The sequence below is a fragment of the Pseudomonas fakonensis genome (assembly GCF_019139895.1).
GTDB classification, from domain to species: domain Bacteria; phylum Pseudomonadota; class Gammaproteobacteria; order Pseudomonadales; family Pseudomonadaceae; genus Aquipseudomonas; species Aquipseudomonas fakonensis.
The window spans coordinates 5,177,032-5,193,768 of record NZ_CP077076.1 but is presented as its reverse complement, the minus strand read 5'-3'; the positions used below and the strand labels follow the sequence as shown (position 1 = coordinate 5,193,768).

12 protein-coding genes are annotated in these 16,737 nt (G+C 64.0%); 10 read left to right on the top strand and 2 right to left on the bottom strand.

Going from position 1 to position 16,737, the window contains the following annotated elements; translation table 11 throughout:
• Positions 1–3: 3 nt before the first annotated feature.
• Positions 4–969 (bottom strand): 2-hydroxyacid dehydrogenase, encoded by a 966-nt coding sequence (locus tag KSS94_RS22855; protein WP_217840319.1) that lies wholly within the window; start codon positions 967–969, stop codon positions 4–6.
• 287 nt (positions 970–1,256) lie between these two features.
• Here KSS94_RS22855 and KSS94_RS22850 point away from each other — a divergent pair, with 287 nt between their 5' ends.
• From KSS94_RS22850 to KSS94_RS22805, 10 genes are all read left to right on the top strand, one after another.
• Entirely contained in the window at positions 1,257–2,939 is a 1,683-nt protein-coding gene (locus tag KSS94_RS22850) for a fatty acid--CoA ligase (protein ID WP_217840318.1), read from the top strand.
• Positions 2,940–3,265: 326 nt separating this feature from the next.
• Positions 3,266–5,146, top strand: coding sequence for a DUF1302 domain-containing protein (locus tag KSS94_RS22845; protein WP_217840317.1), 1,881 nt, complete (start codon positions 3,266–3,268; stop codon positions 5,144–5,146).
• Between the two features lie 26 nt (positions 5,147–5,172).
• Positions 5,173–6,537 (top strand): DUF1329 domain-containing protein, encoded by a 1,365-nt coding sequence (locus KSS94_RS22840; RefSeq protein WP_217840316.1) that lies wholly within the window; start codon positions 5,173–5,175, stop codon positions 6,535–6,537.
• Between the two features lie 254 nt (positions 6,538–6,791).
• Positions 6,792–9,509: a winged helix-turn-helix domain-containing protein gene (locus KSS94_RS22835; protein WP_217840315.1), complete on the top strand. Its 2,718-nt coding sequence runs from the start codon at positions 6,792–6,794 to the stop codon at positions 9,507–9,509.
• 129 nt (positions 9,510–9,638) lie between these two features.
• Entirely contained in the window at positions 9,639–11,246 is a 1,608-nt protein-coding gene (locus KSS94_RS22830; protein ID WP_217840314.1) for a tetratricopeptide repeat-containing response regulator, read from the top strand.
• Positions 11,243–11,935, top strand: a complete 693-nt coding sequence (locus tag KSS94_RS22825) for a sensor histidine kinase (protein WP_217840313.1) — start codon at positions 11,243–11,245, stop codon at positions 11,933–11,935. Before KSS94_RS22830 ends, KSS94_RS22825 begins: the two co-directional genes overlap by 4 nt.
• 359 nt (positions 11,936–12,294) lie before the next feature.
• Entirely contained in the window at positions 12,295–12,816 is a 522-nt protein-coding gene (locus tag KSS94_RS22820; protein WP_217840312.1) for an N-acetyltransferase, read from the top strand.
• A gap of 34 nt (positions 12,817–12,850) precedes the next feature.
• Entirely contained in the window at positions 12,851–13,012 is a 162-nt protein-coding gene (locus KSS94_RS22815; RefSeq protein ID WP_217840311.1) for a hypothetical protein, read from the top strand.
• 67 nt (positions 13,013–13,079) lie between these two features.
• Entirely contained in the window at positions 13,080–13,724 is a 645-nt protein-coding gene (locus tag KSS94_RS22810; protein ID WP_217840310.1) for an MBL fold metallo-hydrolase, read from the top strand.
• A 95-nt stretch (positions 13,725–13,819) separates the two neighbouring features.
• Positions 13,820–14,533, top strand: coding sequence for a YiaD family glycine zipper/OmpA-like lipoprotein (locus KSS94_RS22805; protein WP_217840309.1), 714 nt, complete (start codon positions 13,820–13,822; stop codon positions 14,531–14,533).
• A gap of 82 nt (positions 14,534–14,615) precedes the next feature.
• Here KSS94_RS22805 and pta read toward each other — a convergent pair whose 3' ends face one another.
• Entirely contained in the window at positions 14,616–16,706 is a 2,091-nt protein-coding gene (gene pta, locus KSS94_RS22800; protein ID WP_217840308.1) for a phosphate acetyltransferase, read from the bottom strand.
• Positions 16,707–16,737 lie beyond the last annotated feature (31 nt).

Below are 16,737 nucleotides of genomic sequence, written 5' to 3'. Positions count from 1 at the left end.
GGCTCAGCTGACCACGCGGCGCGGCTGGCCTGCGAAGAAGGCCTGCACGTTCTCGGCCAGCTGGCCGACGATGCGCTGGCGCGATTCCACCGCGCCCCAGGCGCTGTGCGGGGTGATGATCAGGCGCGGGATGTCTGCCGCCAGCAGCGGGTTGCCGTTGGCCGGCGGCTCGACGCTGAGCACATCGGTGGCGGCGCCACCCAGGTGGCCGCTGCGCAGGGCGTCGGCCAGGGCTTGTTCATCGATCAGGCCGCCGCGGGCGGTGTTGACCACCAGCGCGCCCTTTTTCAGCAGGGCCAGTTCGCCGGCGCCGATCATGTGCCGGGTATGTTCGTTGAGCGGGCAGTGCAGGGTCAGCGCATCGGCCTGTGGCAGCAGCTCATGCAGTGGCAGGCGATCGTCGCGCGCCGGGCGCCCTGGGATCTGCCCGCTCAGCACACGCATGCCGAAGGCTTCGGCCAGCCGCGCCACGGCGCCGCCCAGCTCGCCATGGCCGAGCAGGCCGAGGGTCTTGCCCTGCAACTCGACGATGGGGAAGTCCAGCAGGCAGAACTGGCTGGCCTTGGCCCACTGGCCGGTGGCCACGGCCTGGTGGTAGTCGCACAGGCGGGTGGCCAGGGCCAGCAACAGGGCGATGGTGTGCTGGGCCACCGACGGGGTGCCGTAGCCCTGGCAGTTGCACACGGTGATGCCCTGGGCGCGGGCGGCGGCCAGGTCGACATTGTTGGTGCCGGTGGCGGCCACCAGGATCAGCTTCAGCTGCGGGTTGGCTGCGAGCGTCGCGGCGTCGAGCATGACCTTGTTGCTGACCACCACGCTTGCGCCCTGCAACCGATCAGCCACTTGCCCGGGGGCGGTGGCGGCGTACAGCTCGAATTCGTCGAACTGCTGACTGAGTGGCGACAGGTCGAGGTCACCGAGGTCGAGAGACTGGTGGTCGAGAAACACGGCGCGACGCAAACTGGGCATGGGGCTCTCCGGTGGTGGGGCGCAACGGATGGGGTGGGGCTTTCGCGGGCAAGCCCGCTCCTACAGGTATCGCGCAGGTTTCAAGGCTGGCGCTGTACCTGTGGGAGCGGGCTTGCCCGCGAAGAGGCCATCAGCCGCAGTGTCGAGCGCCAGGTCGCCTTGAGTCAACGCTTGCCACTCATACCTCGCCCCGCCAAATCATTCCTTCGGCTGATTTGACCGGTGCGTCACCGTTCTACAGTAAGTATCTGAATTGTCCTGCCTGTTTTCGAGAAAAGGGATACTCCATGCTGCAGACGCGCATCATCAAGCCCGCCGAGGGCGCCTACCAATACCCTCTGCTGATCAAGCGCCTGCTGATATCGGGCAGCCGTTACGAAAAAACCCGCGAAATCGTCTACCGCGACCAGATCCGGCTGACTTATCCACAGCTGAGCGAGCGTATCGCACGGTTGGCCAACGTGTTGACCGAAGCCGGGGTGAAGGCCGGTGACACCGTGGCGGTGATGGACTGGGATAGCCATCGCTACCTCGAGTGCATGTTCGCCATCCCAATGATCGGCGCGGTGGTGCACACCATCAACGTGCGCCTGTCGCCCGAGCAGATCCTCTACACCATGAACCACGCCGAAGACCGCTTCGTGCTGGTCAACAGCGACTTCGTCGGCCTCTACCAGGCCATCGCCGGCCAGTTGACCACCGTGGACAAGACCCTGCTGCTGACCGACGGGCCGGACAAATCCGCAGAGCTACCCGGGTTGGTTGGCGAGTACGAGCAGTTGCTGGCCGCCGCCAGCCCGCACTACGACTTCCCTGACTTTGACGAAAACTCGGTGGCCACCACCTTCTACACCACCGGCACCACCGGCAACCCCAAAGGCGTGTACTTTACCCACCGCCAGCTGGTACTGCACACCCTGGCCGAGGCCTCGGTCACCGGCAGCATCGACAGCGTGCGCCTGCTGGGCAGCAACGATGTGTACATGCCCATTACCCCGATGTTCCACGTGCATGCCTGGGGCATCCCCTATGCCGCCACCATGCTGGGCATGAAGCAGGTGTACCCGGGGCGCTACGAGCCGGACATGCTGGTGCGGCTGTGGCGCGAAGAGAAGGTCACGTTCTCGCACTGCGTGCCGACCATCCTGCAGATGTTGCTCAACTGCCCCAACGCGCAAGGGCAGGACTTTGGCGGCTGGAAGATCATCATCGGCGGCAGCGCGCTCAACCGCGCCCTGTACCAAGCGGCCTTGGCCCGCGGCATCCAGCTCACTGCGGCGTATGGCATGTCGGAAACCTGTCCGCTGATCAGTGCCGCGCACCTGAACGACGAGCTGCAGGCCGGCAGCGAGGACGAGCGCGTCACCTACCGGATCAAGGCTGGCGTACCGGTGCCGCTGGTGGAAGCGGCCATCGTCGATGCCAATGGCAACTTCCTGCCCGCCAATGGCGAGGCCCAGGGCGAACTGGTACTGCGCGCGCCGTGGTTGACCATGGGGTACTTCAACGAACCGGAAAAAAGCGAGGAGCTTTGGCAGGGCGGTTGGTTGCACACCGGCGATGTGGCCACCCTCGACGGCATGGGCTTCATCGATATCCGCGACCGTATCAAGGATGTGATCAAGACCGGCGGCGAGTGGATCTCGTCGCTGGACCTCGAAGACCTGGTCAGCCGCCATCCGGCAGTGCGCGAAGTGGCGGTGGTCGGGGTGCCCGACCCGCAGTGGGGCGAACGACCGTTTGCCCTGGTGGTGCTGCGCGACGGCCAGGCCCTTGATGCACGTGCTTTGAAAGAGCACCTCAAGCCGTTCGTCGAGCAGGGGCACATCAACAAGTGGGCGATCCCAAGCCAGATCGCCGTTGTTACTGAAATTCCCAAGACCAGCGTTGGCAAGCTCGACAAGAAGCGCATCCGCCTGGACATCACCCAGTGGCAGGCCAGTAACAGCGCATTCCTGTCCACCTTGTAACCGCACGCGGCCCATGCCATTAAGGTTATGGGCCGCGTGCCAGAGCGGTTGGCGCCTTGCCAAACGATAAAATTGGTCCATGCTTGAGCACTGTCGGCACCCCGGCGGGTTACCGAGGTGTGTCACGGCCACGCAACACAAATCACACTTTAGAGGGATCAAGCGCCTGTGACCGCTGGCTATAGTCGGGTCAGGGGAATTTCAGGAATGGGGGAGGCGACGCGCGGCATGCGCAGCGCCACGGGCAGGAGCCTGCGTCACCGGGCGCTCGAGCCGTTCTTGAAGGGACTCACTGCCATAACAATAAAGTACATGGAGTAGCGTCGATGACATCTGCAAACCCGTTCTGGCGCCGGGCACGTCTGCCTCTGGCCGTCAGCCTCGCTTCTACGCTCGCAAGTCCTGCTTTCGCTGTCAGCTTCAACATCGGGGAAATCGAAGGCCAGTTCGACTCGTCGCTCTCCATCGGCGCCAGTTGGTCGACTGCCAACCCCAACCAGAACCTCATCGGGGCCAACAACGGCGGCAAGGGGCTGTCGCAAACCTCCGACGACGGCCACCTGAACTTCAAGAAAGGCGAAACCTTCTCGAAGATCTTCAAGGGCATCCACGACCTCGAGCTCAAGTACGGCGACACCGGCGTTTTCGTGCGCGGCAAGTACTGGTACGACTTCGAGTTGAAGGACGAAAACCGCGAGTTCAAGGATATCAGCGACTCCAACCGCAAAGAGGGCGCCAAGTCCTCGGGCGGGGAGATTCTCGACGCCTTCGTCTACCACAACTACTCCATCGGCGACATGCCAGGCTCGGTACGCTTCGGCAAGCAGGTGGTCAGCTGGGGTGAAAGTACCTTTATCGGCGGCGGCATCAACTCGATCAACCCGATCGACGTGTCGGCATTCCGCCGCCCGGGCTCCGAGGTGAAGGAAGGCCTGATCCCGGTCAACATGTTCTACGTCTCGCAGAGCCTCACCGACAACCTGTCGGCCGAAGCCTTCTACCAGCTCGAGTGGGACCAGACCGTCGTCGACAACTGCGGCACCTTCTTCTCGCAGCCGGACATCATCGCCGATGGCTGCACCGATAACCTGCGGGTACTGAGCAGCAGCCGCACCCTCAACGCGCTGCCCGCCGCAGCCCGGGGTGTGCTTGCTGCCAACAACGTCAACTACAACGAAGAGGGCGTGCTGGTTCGCCGCGGCGCCGATCGTGATGCCCGCGACAGCGGCCAGTTCGGCGTGGCGTTCCGCTACATGTTCGAGCCGCTGGACACCGAGTTCGGCGCGTACTTCATGAACTACCACAGCCGGGCGCCGATCTTCAGTGCGACGGGCGCTTCGCAAGCGGCCTTCACTCGCGCCAATGCCCTGCCAGCCGCACTGGCGGGCCTGCGCCCACTCATCATTGCGGGCAATTCGCAGTATTTCGTGGAATACCCGGAGGACATCCGTCTTTATGGCTTGAGCTTCTCCACCACGTTGCCAACCGGCACCGCCTGGAGCGGCGAGCTGAGCTACCGACCCAACGCTCCGGTACAGCTCAACTCCACCGATATCCTGTTCGCTGGCGTCACGCCACTGACCGGGTTCGGCAACGCCTCGGTGCTTCAAGGGACTGCCGGGCAAGACCTGCACGGTTACCGGCGTAAAGAGATCACCCAGTTCCAGACCACCTTCACCCACTTCTTCGACCAGGTCATGGGCGCCAGCCGCCTCACGGTGGTCGGCGAGGTTGGGGTTACCCATGTCGGCGGCCTCGAAAGCACCAGCAAGGCCCGTTACGGTCGTGACCCGGTGTACGGCCCTGGCGAACTGCCCAATGGCATGTGCCAGACACTCAACGCCACCACTCTTGCAGGCTCCGGGTTGAACAGCTCCAGGGCCAACGTTTCGCGCAACTGCAACAGCGACGGTTTCACCACCAGCACCTCGTGGGGCTACCGCGCCCGTGCCATCTGGGAGTACCCGGACGTGTTCGCGGGGGTCAACCTCAAGCCGAGCGTGGCCTGGTCCCATGACGTGGACGGTTACTCCCCGGGCCCTGGCGGCAACTTCGAGGAAGGTCGCAAAGCCGTCAGCCTGGGCCTGGATGCCGAGTACCAGAACACCTACACGGCGAGCCTGTCGTACACCAACTTCTTCGACGGCAAGTACACCACCGTGGATGACCGCGACTTCGTTGCGCTCAGCTTCGGCGTGAACTTCTAAGAACACTGATCCAGGACGACAACAGTATGAAAATGACCACACGTCTGCTGCAGGCCGGTGTATTGGGCATGTCCCTGCTGGCCACCAGCGTCATGGCGGCGGTGTCCGCCGACGAGGCGGCCAAGCTGGGCTCGACCCTCACGCCGATGGGCGCAGAAAAGGCCGGCAACGCCGATGGCTCCATCGGCCCGTGGGAGCCGCTGTCCAAGTCGGCCGGCAGCGCCGACGCCAAGGGCTTCCTGTCCGACCCGTACGGCAGCGAAAAGCCGCTGTTCACCATCACCGCGCAGAACGCCGAGCAGTACAAGGACAAACTCTCGCCTGGCCAGATGGCGATGCTCAAGCGCTACCCCGACAGCTACAAGCTCCCGGTGTACAAGACTCACCGCGGCGCCACGGTGCCTGACGATGTGTTCGCCGCCATCAAGGAAAACGCCACCAAAACCACGCTTGTCGAAGGCGGCAACGGCCTGAACAATTTCCGCACTGCGGTGCCGTTCCCGATTCCCAAGGACGGCCTCGAGGTAATCTGGAACCACATTACCCGCTACCGCGGTGGCAGCGTCTCGCGCCTGGTCACCCAGGCCACACCGCAGCCGAACGGCTCCTACAGCCTGGTGTACTTCAGCGACAAGTTCGTGTTCCGCGACAAGATGAAGGACTACGACCCGAACAACCCGGGCAACGTGCTGTTCTACTTCATGCAGGAAGTGACCGCGCCGTCGCGCCTGGCCGGTACCGTGCTGCTGGTGCACGAGACCCTCGACCAGGTCAAGGAACCGCGCAAGGCCTGGATCTACAACGCCGGCCAGCGCCGTGTGCGCCAGGCGCCACAAGTGTCGTACGACGGCCCGGGTACCGCCGCCGACGGCCTGCGTACCTCCGACAACCTGGACATGTTCAACGGTGCGCCAGACCGCTACGACTGGAAACTCGAAGGCAAGAAGGAGCTGTACATCGCCTCCAACGCCTTCAAGCTCGATGACCCGAAACTCAAGTACGCCGATATCATCAAGGCCGGTCACATCAACCAGGACCTGGCCCGTTACGAGCTGCGTCGCGTCTGGCATGTGGTCGCCACGCTGAAGCCGGGCCAGCGGCACATCTACGCCAAGCGTGACTTCTACATCGACGAGGACACCTGGCAAGCGGCCGTGATCGACCAGTACGACGGGCGCAACCAGTTGTGGCGCGTGTCCGAGGCGCATGCCCAGCCTTACTACGACAAGCAAGTGCCGTGGTACACCCTCGAGTCCATCTACGACCTGCAATCGGGCCGTTACCTGGCACTGGGCATGAAAAACGAAGAGAAGCGCGCCTACGACTTTGGCTTCACCGCCAGCAAGGCAGACTTCCAGCCTGCCGCGCTGCGTCAGAGTGGCATCAAATGAGTTGAGCGCTGCACCCTCCTTGTAAACTCCCAGAACGCCCCGGCTTGCCGGGGCGTTTCTGTTTGCGCGGGCTATGTCGGGCATAGGCTGGTTTATGGCCTATCATCGCCTTGGCTGATATCTGTCAGGGTTGTCTTTTTTTGTCGTAGTCTTTTTTGCGCAAATTGCGCCCATCATCTTCAAATGCTCAAGCTTTGCCGCTAGTCTCGCAAAAATCCGTTTTGCCGAAGTCTTCCCATCAGAACGAGCCGGCCATGACAGACCTGTCCCGCATACATGGAGTCGCCAGCCAGGCACTGGGCCTGTTGGATGGGCGTTTCTTCCGGCCACCGCTGCCGCAAGCCCATGTGCCACGGGACCGCCTGTGCCAGCGCCTGAGCGCTGGTCTGACGGGGCGCTTGCTGTTGATCAGCGCGCCGGCAGGCTTCGGCAAAAGCTCACTGGCCATCGAGTTCTGCCAGGGGCTGCCTGGGCATTGGCGCAGCCTTTGGCTGGGCCTCAGCCAGCGCGATGCCGACCCCGGGCGTTTTCTCGAGCGCCTGCTCGAAGGTCTGCAGCAGTTTTGCCCGGCCTTGGGTGGCCAGGCGCTGGGGCTGCTGAAAATGCGCCAGCGCCATCAGCCATTTGCCTTCGAAGAATGGCTCGATGGGCTGCTCGACGAGCTGGCGCTTTACTTGCAACCCGACACCCCTTTGCTGATAGTGCTGGACGACTACCACCTGGCCCAGGGCCCGGTGCTCGACCGCTGCCTGCAGTTCTTTCTCAACCACCTACCCGCTGGGCTGGTGCTGCTGGTCACCAGCCGCCAGCGCCCCGACTGGCACCTGGCGCGCCTGCGCCTGTCACGCCAGTTGTTCGAACTCAACGAACAAGACCTGCGCCTGACCCCCGACGAGTCACTGGCGGTGATTGGCCGCCAGCCCACCGGCTTGCGTGGCCAGGCGCTGGACAACCTGATCCAGCGTAGCGACGGCTGGGTGGCCGGCTTGCGCTTCTGGCAGCTGGCGGCCAGCGAGTCGGGTGACGACGGCGCGTTGCCTCAAGCCCTGCACGGGGGCGAAGGGCTGATCCGCGATTACCTGCTAGAAGAAGTCATCGACATTCTGCCGGCCGCTGTGCAGGCGTTTCTCTATGACACCGCCTGCCAGGAACGTTTTTGCGCCGAACTGTGTGACGCCGTGCGCGAGCGTGACGACAGCGCCGAGGTACTGCGTTACCTGCAGGCGCACCAGGTGTTCCTGGTACCGCTCGACGAGCACGGTCGCTGGTTCCGCTACCATCATCTGTTCTCCGACCTGCTGCGTAGCCGCCAGGCCAGCGGGCCCCTGGCCAGCCAGCACCTGCGCGCCAGCCGCTGGTTCGAAAGCCAGGGCCTGCTGGATGAAGCGGTGGAGCAAGCCTTGCGCGCAGGCCATCTGGACGTGGCGGCGGACCTGGTGCAGAGCCTGTCCGAAGAGCAACTGCTGGCCGAGCAGAACGTCGGCATGTTGCTGCGTTGGAAAATGGACTTGCCCGACAGCCTGCTGATCAGCACCCCGCGCCTGATCGTGCTGTACAGCTGGGCCCTGGGCCTGGCTTGCCAGCTGGATGCAGCCGAAGAGCTCGCCGGCTACCTGAGCCGCTTCCTGCCGGCGCCATCGGCCACGGCCCAGCGCTCGATGCTGGCGCAATGGCTGGCCCTGAGCGGCGTCATCGCCAGGGGCCGTGGTGATCGCCAGCGCACCTTCAGCTATTGCAGCGAAGCCCTGCAAAGCCTGCCCTGCAAGCGTTACGGGCAACGCCTGGTGTGCCTGTCGACGCTGTCCAACCTGGCCATCGCCGATGGCGATTTCTGGCGTGCCCGGGGCTGGAACCGCGAGGCCCTGGAGCTGGCGCAGCGGGTCGGCAACCCACTGTTCGAAGCGCTGGCCCACTACGACCGGGCCCGGGTGCTGCACGCCCGTGGCGAGGTGCTCAGGGCGCTGGATGAAGTGCGCCAGGGCCTGCAGCGCCTGCAGGGGCTGTCGGGCCAGCGGCTGTATGCGGTGCGTGCGCGGCTCACGCTTTACGAAGGCTACCTGCTGGCCACCCGCTTGCAGCCCGCACAAGCGCGTGCGCGCCTGCGCGCCGGGCTCAGCGAGGCACGCGCCTGCCGGGATATCAGCGTGCTCATCGGCCACTGCGTGATCGCCACCCTGGACGGGCGTGAAGGACGCTTTGCCGAGGCCTTCTCGGAACTGGCCGAGGCCGAACGGCTGATGCATATCTGGGATGTGCCGCCGATCTTCTACCTGGCCATGATTACCCTGGTGAAGTGCGAGTTGTGGCTGGCCCAGGGCCGTACCGACCTCGCCGAATCCTGGTTGCTGCGCCTGGGCCAGACCTACGGCGGCGAGCAACCGGCCGCAGCCCCGGAATTTCACCCCTTGCTGCCGCTGCACATTGAGTTGCAGCGGGCACTGCTGGAGCAGGTGCTCGAGCGCCCGGCGGACGCCGAGGCACGCCTGGATGCGCTGGCCGCCCGGGGGCAGGCCAGTGGCGGCATGGCGCTGGCCATCTGTGCCATGTGCCAGTCGGTCGGGCTGTTGCTGGCCCAGGGGCGTGAAAGCGATGCGGTGAAACTGCTGGCGCAGGCTGTGGAGGCGGCGCAAGGTGGCGCGTTGCAAGCGTTCCAGCGGCTTATCGAAATACACCCGCAGTGGTTGCGCGAGCAACTCGCCGTATGTGCGCCCTGCGCGGTCCAAGGCGAGCTGCTGGCGCGCCTGCCCGACGCCCCGCAAACCAGCAGCAACCCCACTGAGTCGCTCAGCGGCCGTGAACTGGCGGTACTCGAGCTGATCGCCCAGGGTTGCTCCAACCAACAGATCAGCGAACGGCTGTTCATTTCGCTGCACACGGTCAAGACCCACGCCAGCCACATCAACAGCAAGCTGGGTGTGGAGCGCCGCACCCAGGCCGTGGCTCGGGCCAAGGCCCTGGGTTTGCTGGCATAGTGGCGTTTTGCCCGCTAACATAGCGGGTTGCTGAGCGCTCATCTTTCCAGGCTCGCTGCCGATACACAGTTCGGCGGCATGCATCGCCGCGCGCCACTTTTTCCCATTATTCCAATACAGGCCGTCTTGATGCTGCAGTACGGGCAAAAAAGCTTTCTGATCGTCGACGACTTCACCGATTTTCGTACGTCGACCCGCTCCATGCTGCGTGAGCTGGGTGTGCGCGACGTCGACACCGCCGACAGCGGCGAGCAGGCGCTGCGCATGTGCGGGCAGAAACGCTACGACTTCATCCTCCAGGACTTCCACCTGGGCGACGGCAAGAAGAATGGCCAGCAGGTGCTCGAGGACCTGATCCTCGACAAGCTGATCAGCCATGAATGCGTGTTCATCATGGTCACCGCCGAGAGCAGCCAGGCCATCGTGCTCAGCGCCATCGAGCACGAGCCGGACGCCTACCTGACCAAGCCGTTCAACCGTGTCGGCCTGGCCCAGCGCCTGGAAAAACTGGTGCAGCGCAAGACCCTGCTCAAGCCGATCCTCCAGGCCCTGGACCGCGGCCAGCCGGCCCAGGTGCTCGTCGCCTGCGCCGAGCTGTGCAAGAAAGACCCGCGCTTTGCCCCGCTGTGCCTGCGCTACCGTGCCGACGCGCTGCGCGACCTGAACCGTTTCGACGAGCTGGAAAAGTTCTTGAAGGGCATTCTCGCCAGCCGCCCGCAGCCGTGGGTGTATGCGGCGCTGGGCAACCTGCTGCACAAGCGCGGCCAGCATGCCCAGGCCCAGGGCGTGTTCGAGCAGGCGCTCAAGGCCTTCCCGATCATGCCCAGCCTGTATGACGGCATGGCCGACGTGCTGGTGGCCCAGGGCGAATCGCGGCGTGCCCAGCACATGCTTGAAGAAGCCGTGCGCCTGTCACCGCTGGCGGTGCGCCGGCAGGCGGCGTTGGGCAAGCTGGCGTTGGAGAATGCCGACTTCGAAACCGCCTCCAAGGCTTACCGGCACTCGGTCAACCAAGGGCAGAGCTCACGCTACAAGGATGCCGAAAGCAACCTGGGCCTGGCCCAGGCGCTGATGAACAAGAACGCAGGCTTTGGCCTGGATGCGCGTACCCGGGTTGAAATCAACACCGTGCTCAGTGAAGTGGCCAAGGAGCATGTCGAGGACCAGGGCCTGCAAGTGCGTGCACGGCTGATGAAGGCTGCCAGCCTGCAACAGGCCGGTGACCCGGACACCGCAGCCAAGCTCACCGAACAGGCCATGCAGCGGCTTGAGAAAATGGACCAGTTCTTCTCGGTGGAAGCAGCGCTGACGGTTGCCAAACAGCTGCAGCAGCTTGGCCAGGATGCGGCGGGCACCTCCATTCTGAAAGGCTGCGTGGAAACCTACGGCGATGACCCAAAAGTCATGCAGAGCGTGGCCAAGCTCACCGACGACCCCACGGTGCTGGGCGCGGTGACCGAGGCGGTCGACCTCAACCGTCAGGGCGTGCGCAGCTATCAGGGCGGCCAGCTCAGCGAAGCGCTGGGCATGTTCCGCAAGGCGCTGTCGCTGCAGCCGAAAAACATCAGTATCGCCCTCAACACCGCCCAGGCCTTGCTGCGCATTGGCGGTGAAACACCGCCGCCAGCATTGCTGCAGGAGTGCCGCGACTGCCTCACCAGCGTGGCCGGCATCCCGGCCAGCGACAGCCGCTACGAGCGCTACCGCAAGCTGCACGTGCGGGTGTTCGGCGCATGAGCCAGGGCGACCAGGGGCTGGACTTTTCCACGGTGATCGCCTCCACCGTGCACGACCTGAAAAATTCGCTGTCGGCGTTGATCCAGGCCCACAACCAGTGGCTGGCGCGCCTGCCAGAGGAGCTTCAGGGCGGTGCCGAGCAAGGCATCATGGAGCATGAGTTCAGCCACCTGAACGGCATGCTGGTGCAACTGCTGGGCCTGTACAAACTGGGCGTCAACCAGCTGCCGGTGTGCCCCGACTACCACGAGCTGGACGACTTCATCGAAGCCCAGCTGGCGGCCCACCAGGAAGTGCTCAAGCACCGCGACATCCTCGCCACCTGGCGCATCGACACCGACAACCCGCTGGGTTTCTTCGACCGCGAGCTGGTCGCCTCGGTGGTGGCCAACGTGCTCACCAACGCCATTCGCTACGCCGGCCACGCCCTGCTGATCAGCATCGAAGAGGAGGGCGAGCAACTGGTCATCAGCGTCAACGACGACGGCGCCGGTTATCCACAGCGCATGCTCGAGCGCCAGAGTGACTACGTGCAGGGCATCGACCAGCAGAGCGGCAGCACCGGCCTGGGCCTGTACTTCGCCGCGCGCATCGCTGCATTGCACGAGCGCAATGGGGTGCGAGGGCGGATCGAGATCGCCAATGGCGGGGCGCTGGGGGGCGGGTTGTTCAGGTTGTATCTGCCTTGAGCTCGGTAATCAGGTGAAACACTCCCAGGATCAGTTGCAGGGGCTTTCCTCCTGTTTTGTAGGAGCACTCCTTGAATGCTGATTTAGCCTCAGGAGGCCTGTTTTTCGGTGCTGATGGTGGTTAGTAATACGGCTCCCAAACAATCTAGGAGTCGTACTGATGCAAAAAACAGTCAGCCAGCGTCGTAAACTTTCGCGTGAACATAATTCTCCCCATGAGCAAGCCAGGGTTCGATATGACCTCGAGACCCTGTTGAGCCAGTGCAACTTCCACGCACCAGCCCCGAAGGACCTCGAAGCCTGGGATCAAATGCGCCCTGTAGCGCGCGAAATTTGCTGAACCTGGTTGAGTGAGTGCCATGGGAGATGGTCTTCGATACCAGGAGTACCGTTCATTGGCAAGAAAGCGCGTGGAGGAGGTTCTGCTTGGTCAGCCTTCTCTTCTTAAGGATGGCGTTCAGGCAGATCAGGTCAGGATGGAGCCCATAACACCCGCGTGTGTGGAGGCAAGCCTGCAATGGGGAGATAGCGCCACGCTGTTTCCATGGGAGTGCGTTCAGCGATGGAAGGGCAAGGACCGCAGAGGTTTCGATCTGGCGATTTGGCACGCTAGTGAGCTGTGCGGCCTTTGCTATGCCACGCCACGCAAGAGTCGCCTATGCATCAAGATCATCTTGCTTGAAAGCCAGCCAGGCTGTTCTCATCCTCTGGCCGGTTCCGTGGCGGCGCTTGCAATCATGTCGACCGAGTTTTACGGTCGGATGCTGGGCTGTCGTGAAATCGAGATCGAGAATCCCGTATTCGCAGTACGCCCGCTGTATGAAGCGCTAGGCTTCAAATGCATGCTTGGCAGTCGCCTTGTGATGAAAATCGATCCTTAATATTATCGGGCGCCAGTCCTTTGTGGAGGCAGTCGTGAAATCTGCAAAACAGCACACAGCAGAGCAGGCCATGGCCCATTTCGAGGCGCAAGCACGACGATTGGTGGGTGAGGTATCCCGTACTCAGTTGCGTTTGCTTCAAGTGGCCAAGGAAAAGGGCGTTAAACTTGAGCCGGGCGGGCGTATGGCTGGTTGAGTCGGCAGTACTGCCGTGTTTACCCGACGACCTTCGGCCGTTTTTACCGTAATTTCCCTGGGCAAGCATGAATCTACAACTGACTAGCCTCATCCGCGAAACCTTCCCCGTCGGCCCTCTGCAGTGCAACTGCACCCTGATCGGCGACCCGCTCAGCAAAAAGGCCATCGTCGTCGACCCGGGCGGTGACGAGCAGAAGATCCTCGCCCGCCTGCAGCACCACGGCCTGACCCTGGTGAGCATCATCCACACCCACGCCCACTTCGACCATTTCCTTGCCTCGGGCCGGCTCAAGGAACTGACCGGCGCCACCTTGCACCTGCACAAGGCTGACCAGCCGCTGTGGGACAACCTCGAGATGCAATGCCAGATGTTCGGTGTGCCCTACACACCGGTGCCTGCGCCCGACCGCTGGCTGGGCGATGACGAGGCGCTGGCCTGCGGCTGCGGCGTGGCGCTGCACACCCCAGGGCATACGCCGGGTTCGATGAGCTTCTGGTTCGCCGAGCACAAGCTGCTGATCGCCGGCGACACCCTGTTCCGCCGTGGTGTCGGCCGTACCGATTTGTGGGGTGGCGATCAGCGGGCTATCGTTCGTTCCATCAAGGAGCGGCTGTACCGGCTGGATGAGGAGGCCATCGTGGTGACCGGCCATGGCCCGGACACCCGCCTCGGCGACGAGATGCGCGAAAACCCGTTCGTACGGGCGTGAAGTTTCATGGAATTTTTGCGCGCAGGTGCAATCCAAGCCACGGCACAGATCCGTATGCGATCCGCTGCACTTATGAATTCAGTAGGAGCTTGTCCATGATGCGTCGTCTGATTATCGTCGCTACCGCCGCTGCCCTGATGACCGGTTGCGCCGGCCAGAACCCCTATGACGGCCAGAGCCAGGACCAGGGCTCCACAGGGATGAGCAAGACGGCCAAGTACGGCGGCCTGGGCGCACTGGCGGGTGCCATTGCCGGCGCCGCCATCGACCACAACAACCGTGGCAAGGGTGCGCTGATCGGCGCTGCCGCAGTAGGCGCCGCCGCCGCAGGTTATGGCTACTACGCCGACAAGCAGGAAGCCGAGCTGCGCGCCAAGATGGCCAACACCGGCGTTGAGGTTCAGCGCCAGGGTGACCAGATCAAGCTGATCATGCCGGGCAACATCACCTTCGCCACCGATTCTGCGAACATCTCGCCCAGCTTCTATGCGCCGCTGAACAACCTGGCCGGCTCGTTCAAGCAGTTCAACCAGAACACCATCGAGGTGGTTGGCTTCACCGACAGCACCGGCAGCCGCCAGCACAACATGGACCTGTCGCAACGTCGCGCGCAGGCAGTCAGCACCTACCTGACCTCCCAGGGCGTGGATGGCACCCGGGTGAGCGTGCGCGGCATGGGCCCGGACCAGCCGATCGCCAGCAACGCCGATGCCAATGGCCGGGCGCAGAACCGTCGGGTAGAGGTGAACCTCAAGCCGATCCCGGGCCAGCAGTATGACCAGCAGGGGACTGTGCAGCAGTATCCGTAACGTTCAACGGCTGAAGTAAATCGCGGGGCAAGCCCGCTCCCACGTTAAGCCGTGGGAGCGGGCTTGCCCCGCGATGCGTTTGTCAGCGCACGTTACTGGCTTGGATGGCCGTCAACGCAATGGTATGCACGATGTCATCCACCTGCGCCCCGCGCGGCAGGTCGTTCACCGGCTTGCGCAAGCCCTGCAGCATCGGCCCGAGGCTGACGCAGTCGGCGCTGCGCTGCACTGCCTTGTGGGTGGTGTTGCCGGTATTCAGGTCGGGGAACACGAACACCGTGGCGCGCCCGGCCACCGGGCTGTGCGGGGCCAGCTGGCGGGCGATGTCCGGGTTGGCGGCGGTGTCGTATTGCAGCGGGCCGTCGATCAGCAACTGCTGCTCGGCGTGTTGCGCCAGGCGCGTGGCTTCACGCACCTTCGCCACCTCTTCGTCGCTGCCGGCCGAATCACTGGAATAGCTCAGCATCGCCACCCGCGGCGCAATGCCGAACGACTCGGCCGACTCGGCGCTCTGCCGGGCGATTTCGGCCAGCTCTTCGGCGCTGGGGTGCGGGTTCATCACGCAGTCGCCGTACACCAGCACCTGGTCGGGGAACAGCATGAAGAACACCGACGACACCAGGCTGGCACCCGGCGCGGTCTTGATCAACTGCAGGGCCGGGCGGATGGTATTGGCGGTGGAGTGCACCAGGCCCGACACCAGCCCGTCCACCTCGCCCAGCGCCAGCATCATGGTGCCGATCACTACCGGGTCTTCCAGTTGCTGCTCGGCCATCGGCGCGTTGAGGTTCTTGCTCTTGCGCAGCTCGACCATCGGCTCCACATAGCGCCCGCGGATCAGCTCCGGGTCCAGCACTTCAAGGTCCGGTGGCAGGCTGATGCCCTGGGCGCGGGCCACCGCGGCCACCTCTTCGGGCTTGGCCAGCAGCACGCAGCGGGCGATACCCCGGGCCTGGCACAGTGCAGCAGCCTGCACCAGCAGCGGCTCGGCACCTTCGGGCAGGACAATGCGCTTGTTGGCTTGCTGGGCGCGCTGGATCAACTGGTAGCGGAATACCGCCGGCGACAGGCGCAGCTCGCGCGGGGTACCGCAGCGTTGGTGCAGCCAGGCCGCGTCCAGGTGGGTGGCGACAAAGTCGGTAATGAACTCGGCGCGCTCGCGGTCATCCACCGGGATTTCCCGGTTCAGCGAGTTGAGCTGGTTGGCGGTGTCGTACGAGCCGGTACTTACCGACAGGATTGGCAGGCCGGCCTGCAGCGCACCGCTGCACAGCTCGAGGATGCGCGGGTCGGGCTTGCTGTCGCTGGTCAGCAGCAGGCCGGCCAACGGCACGCCGTTGATCGCCGCCAGGCTCACCGCCAGGATGATGTCGTCGCGATCGCCCGGGGTCACCACCAAGGTGCCGGAGGTGAGCAGCGGCACGGTGTTGGCCACGGTGCGGGCGCAGATGATGATCTTGTTCATGCGCCGCTGCTCGTAGTCACCGGCGTTGAGCACCTGGGCGCCGAGCAGCTCGGCCACGTCGCGGGTACGCGGGGCGTTGAGTTCGCTCTGCCAGGGGATGCAGCCCAGCAGGCGGAAGTCGTTGCCGCGCAGCAGCGGCGAGTGCTCGCGCAGGCGCGTGGCGAACTCGGCCATGCTTTCGTCGGTGCGCACCTTGTTCAGAATGACCCCAAGCACCTTCGGGTCGCGCGGCCCACCGTACAGCTGGGCCTGCAATTCGACCCGGCCGGACAGCTCGCTGAGCACCTCGTTTTCCGGCGCCGATACCAGGATCACCTCGGCGTCCAGGCTCTTGGCCAGGTGCAGGTTGACCCGGGCCGCGTAGCTGGCGTGGCGGGTTGGTACCATGCCCTCGACCACCACCACGTCCTTGCCGACGCAGGCCTGCTGGTACAGGCGAATGATCTCTTCAAGCAACTCGTCCAGCTGGCCATCGCCAAGCATGCGCTCGACCTGGCCGAGGCTCAGCGGGGTGGGCGGCTTGATACCGTGGGTACGCGCCACCAGTTCGCTGGAGCGCTCAGGCCCGGTGTCACCGGGGTGCGGCTGGGCGATAGGCTTGAAAAAGCCGACCTTCAGCCCGGCGCGCTCGAGGGTGCGAACCAGGCCCAGGCTGATGGAGGTCAGGCCGACACCGAAGTCGGTCGGCGCAATGAAAAAAGTCTGCATGCGTGCTTCTCGAAATAAGCGGTGCAAAAGA

Excerpts from the sequence above, each read along its gene's own strand:
- KSS94_RS22855 (WP_217840319.1), bottom strand. The coding sequence starts at position 969 with ATGCCCAGTTTGCGTCGCGCCGTGTTTCTCGACCACCAGTCTCTCGAC.
- KSS94_RS22850 (WP_217840318.1), top strand. The coding sequence starts at position 1,257 with ATGCTGCAGACGCGCATCATCAAGCCCGCCGAGGGCGCCTACCAATAC.
- KSS94_RS22845 (WP_217840317.1), top strand. The coding sequence starts at position 3,266 with ATGACATCTGCAAACCCGTTCTGGCGCCGGGCACGTCTGCCTCTGGCC.
- KSS94_RS22840 (WP_217840316.1), top strand. The coding sequence starts at position 5,173 with ATGAAAATGACCACACGTCTGCTGCAGGCCGGTGTATTGGGCATGTCC.
- KSS94_RS22835 (WP_217840315.1), top strand. The coding sequence starts at position 6,792 with ATGACAGACCTGTCCCGCATACATGGAGTCGCCAGCCAGGCACTGGGC.
- KSS94_RS22830 (WP_217840314.1), top strand. The coding sequence starts at position 9,639 with ATGCTGCAGTACGGGCAAAAAAGCTTTCTGATCGTCGACGACTTCACC.
- KSS94_RS22825 (WP_217840313.1), top strand. The coding sequence starts at position 11,243 with ATGAGCCAGGGCGACCAGGGGCTGGACTTTTCCACGGTGATCGCCTCC.
- KSS94_RS22820 (WP_217840312.1), top strand. The coding sequence starts at position 12,295 with ATGGGAGATGGTCTTCGATACCAGGAGTACCGTTCATTGGCAAGAAAG.
- KSS94_RS22810 (WP_217840310.1), top strand. The coding sequence starts at position 13,080 with ATGAATCTACAACTGACTAGCCTCATCCGCGAAACCTTCCCCGTCGGC.
- KSS94_RS22805 (WP_217840309.1), top strand. The coding sequence starts at position 13,820 with ATGATGCGTCGTCTGATTATCGTCGCTACCGCCGCTGCCCTGATGACC.
- pta (WP_217840308.1), bottom strand. The coding sequence starts at position 16,706 with ATGCAGACTTTTTTCATTGCGCCGACCGACTTCGGTGTCGGCCTGACC.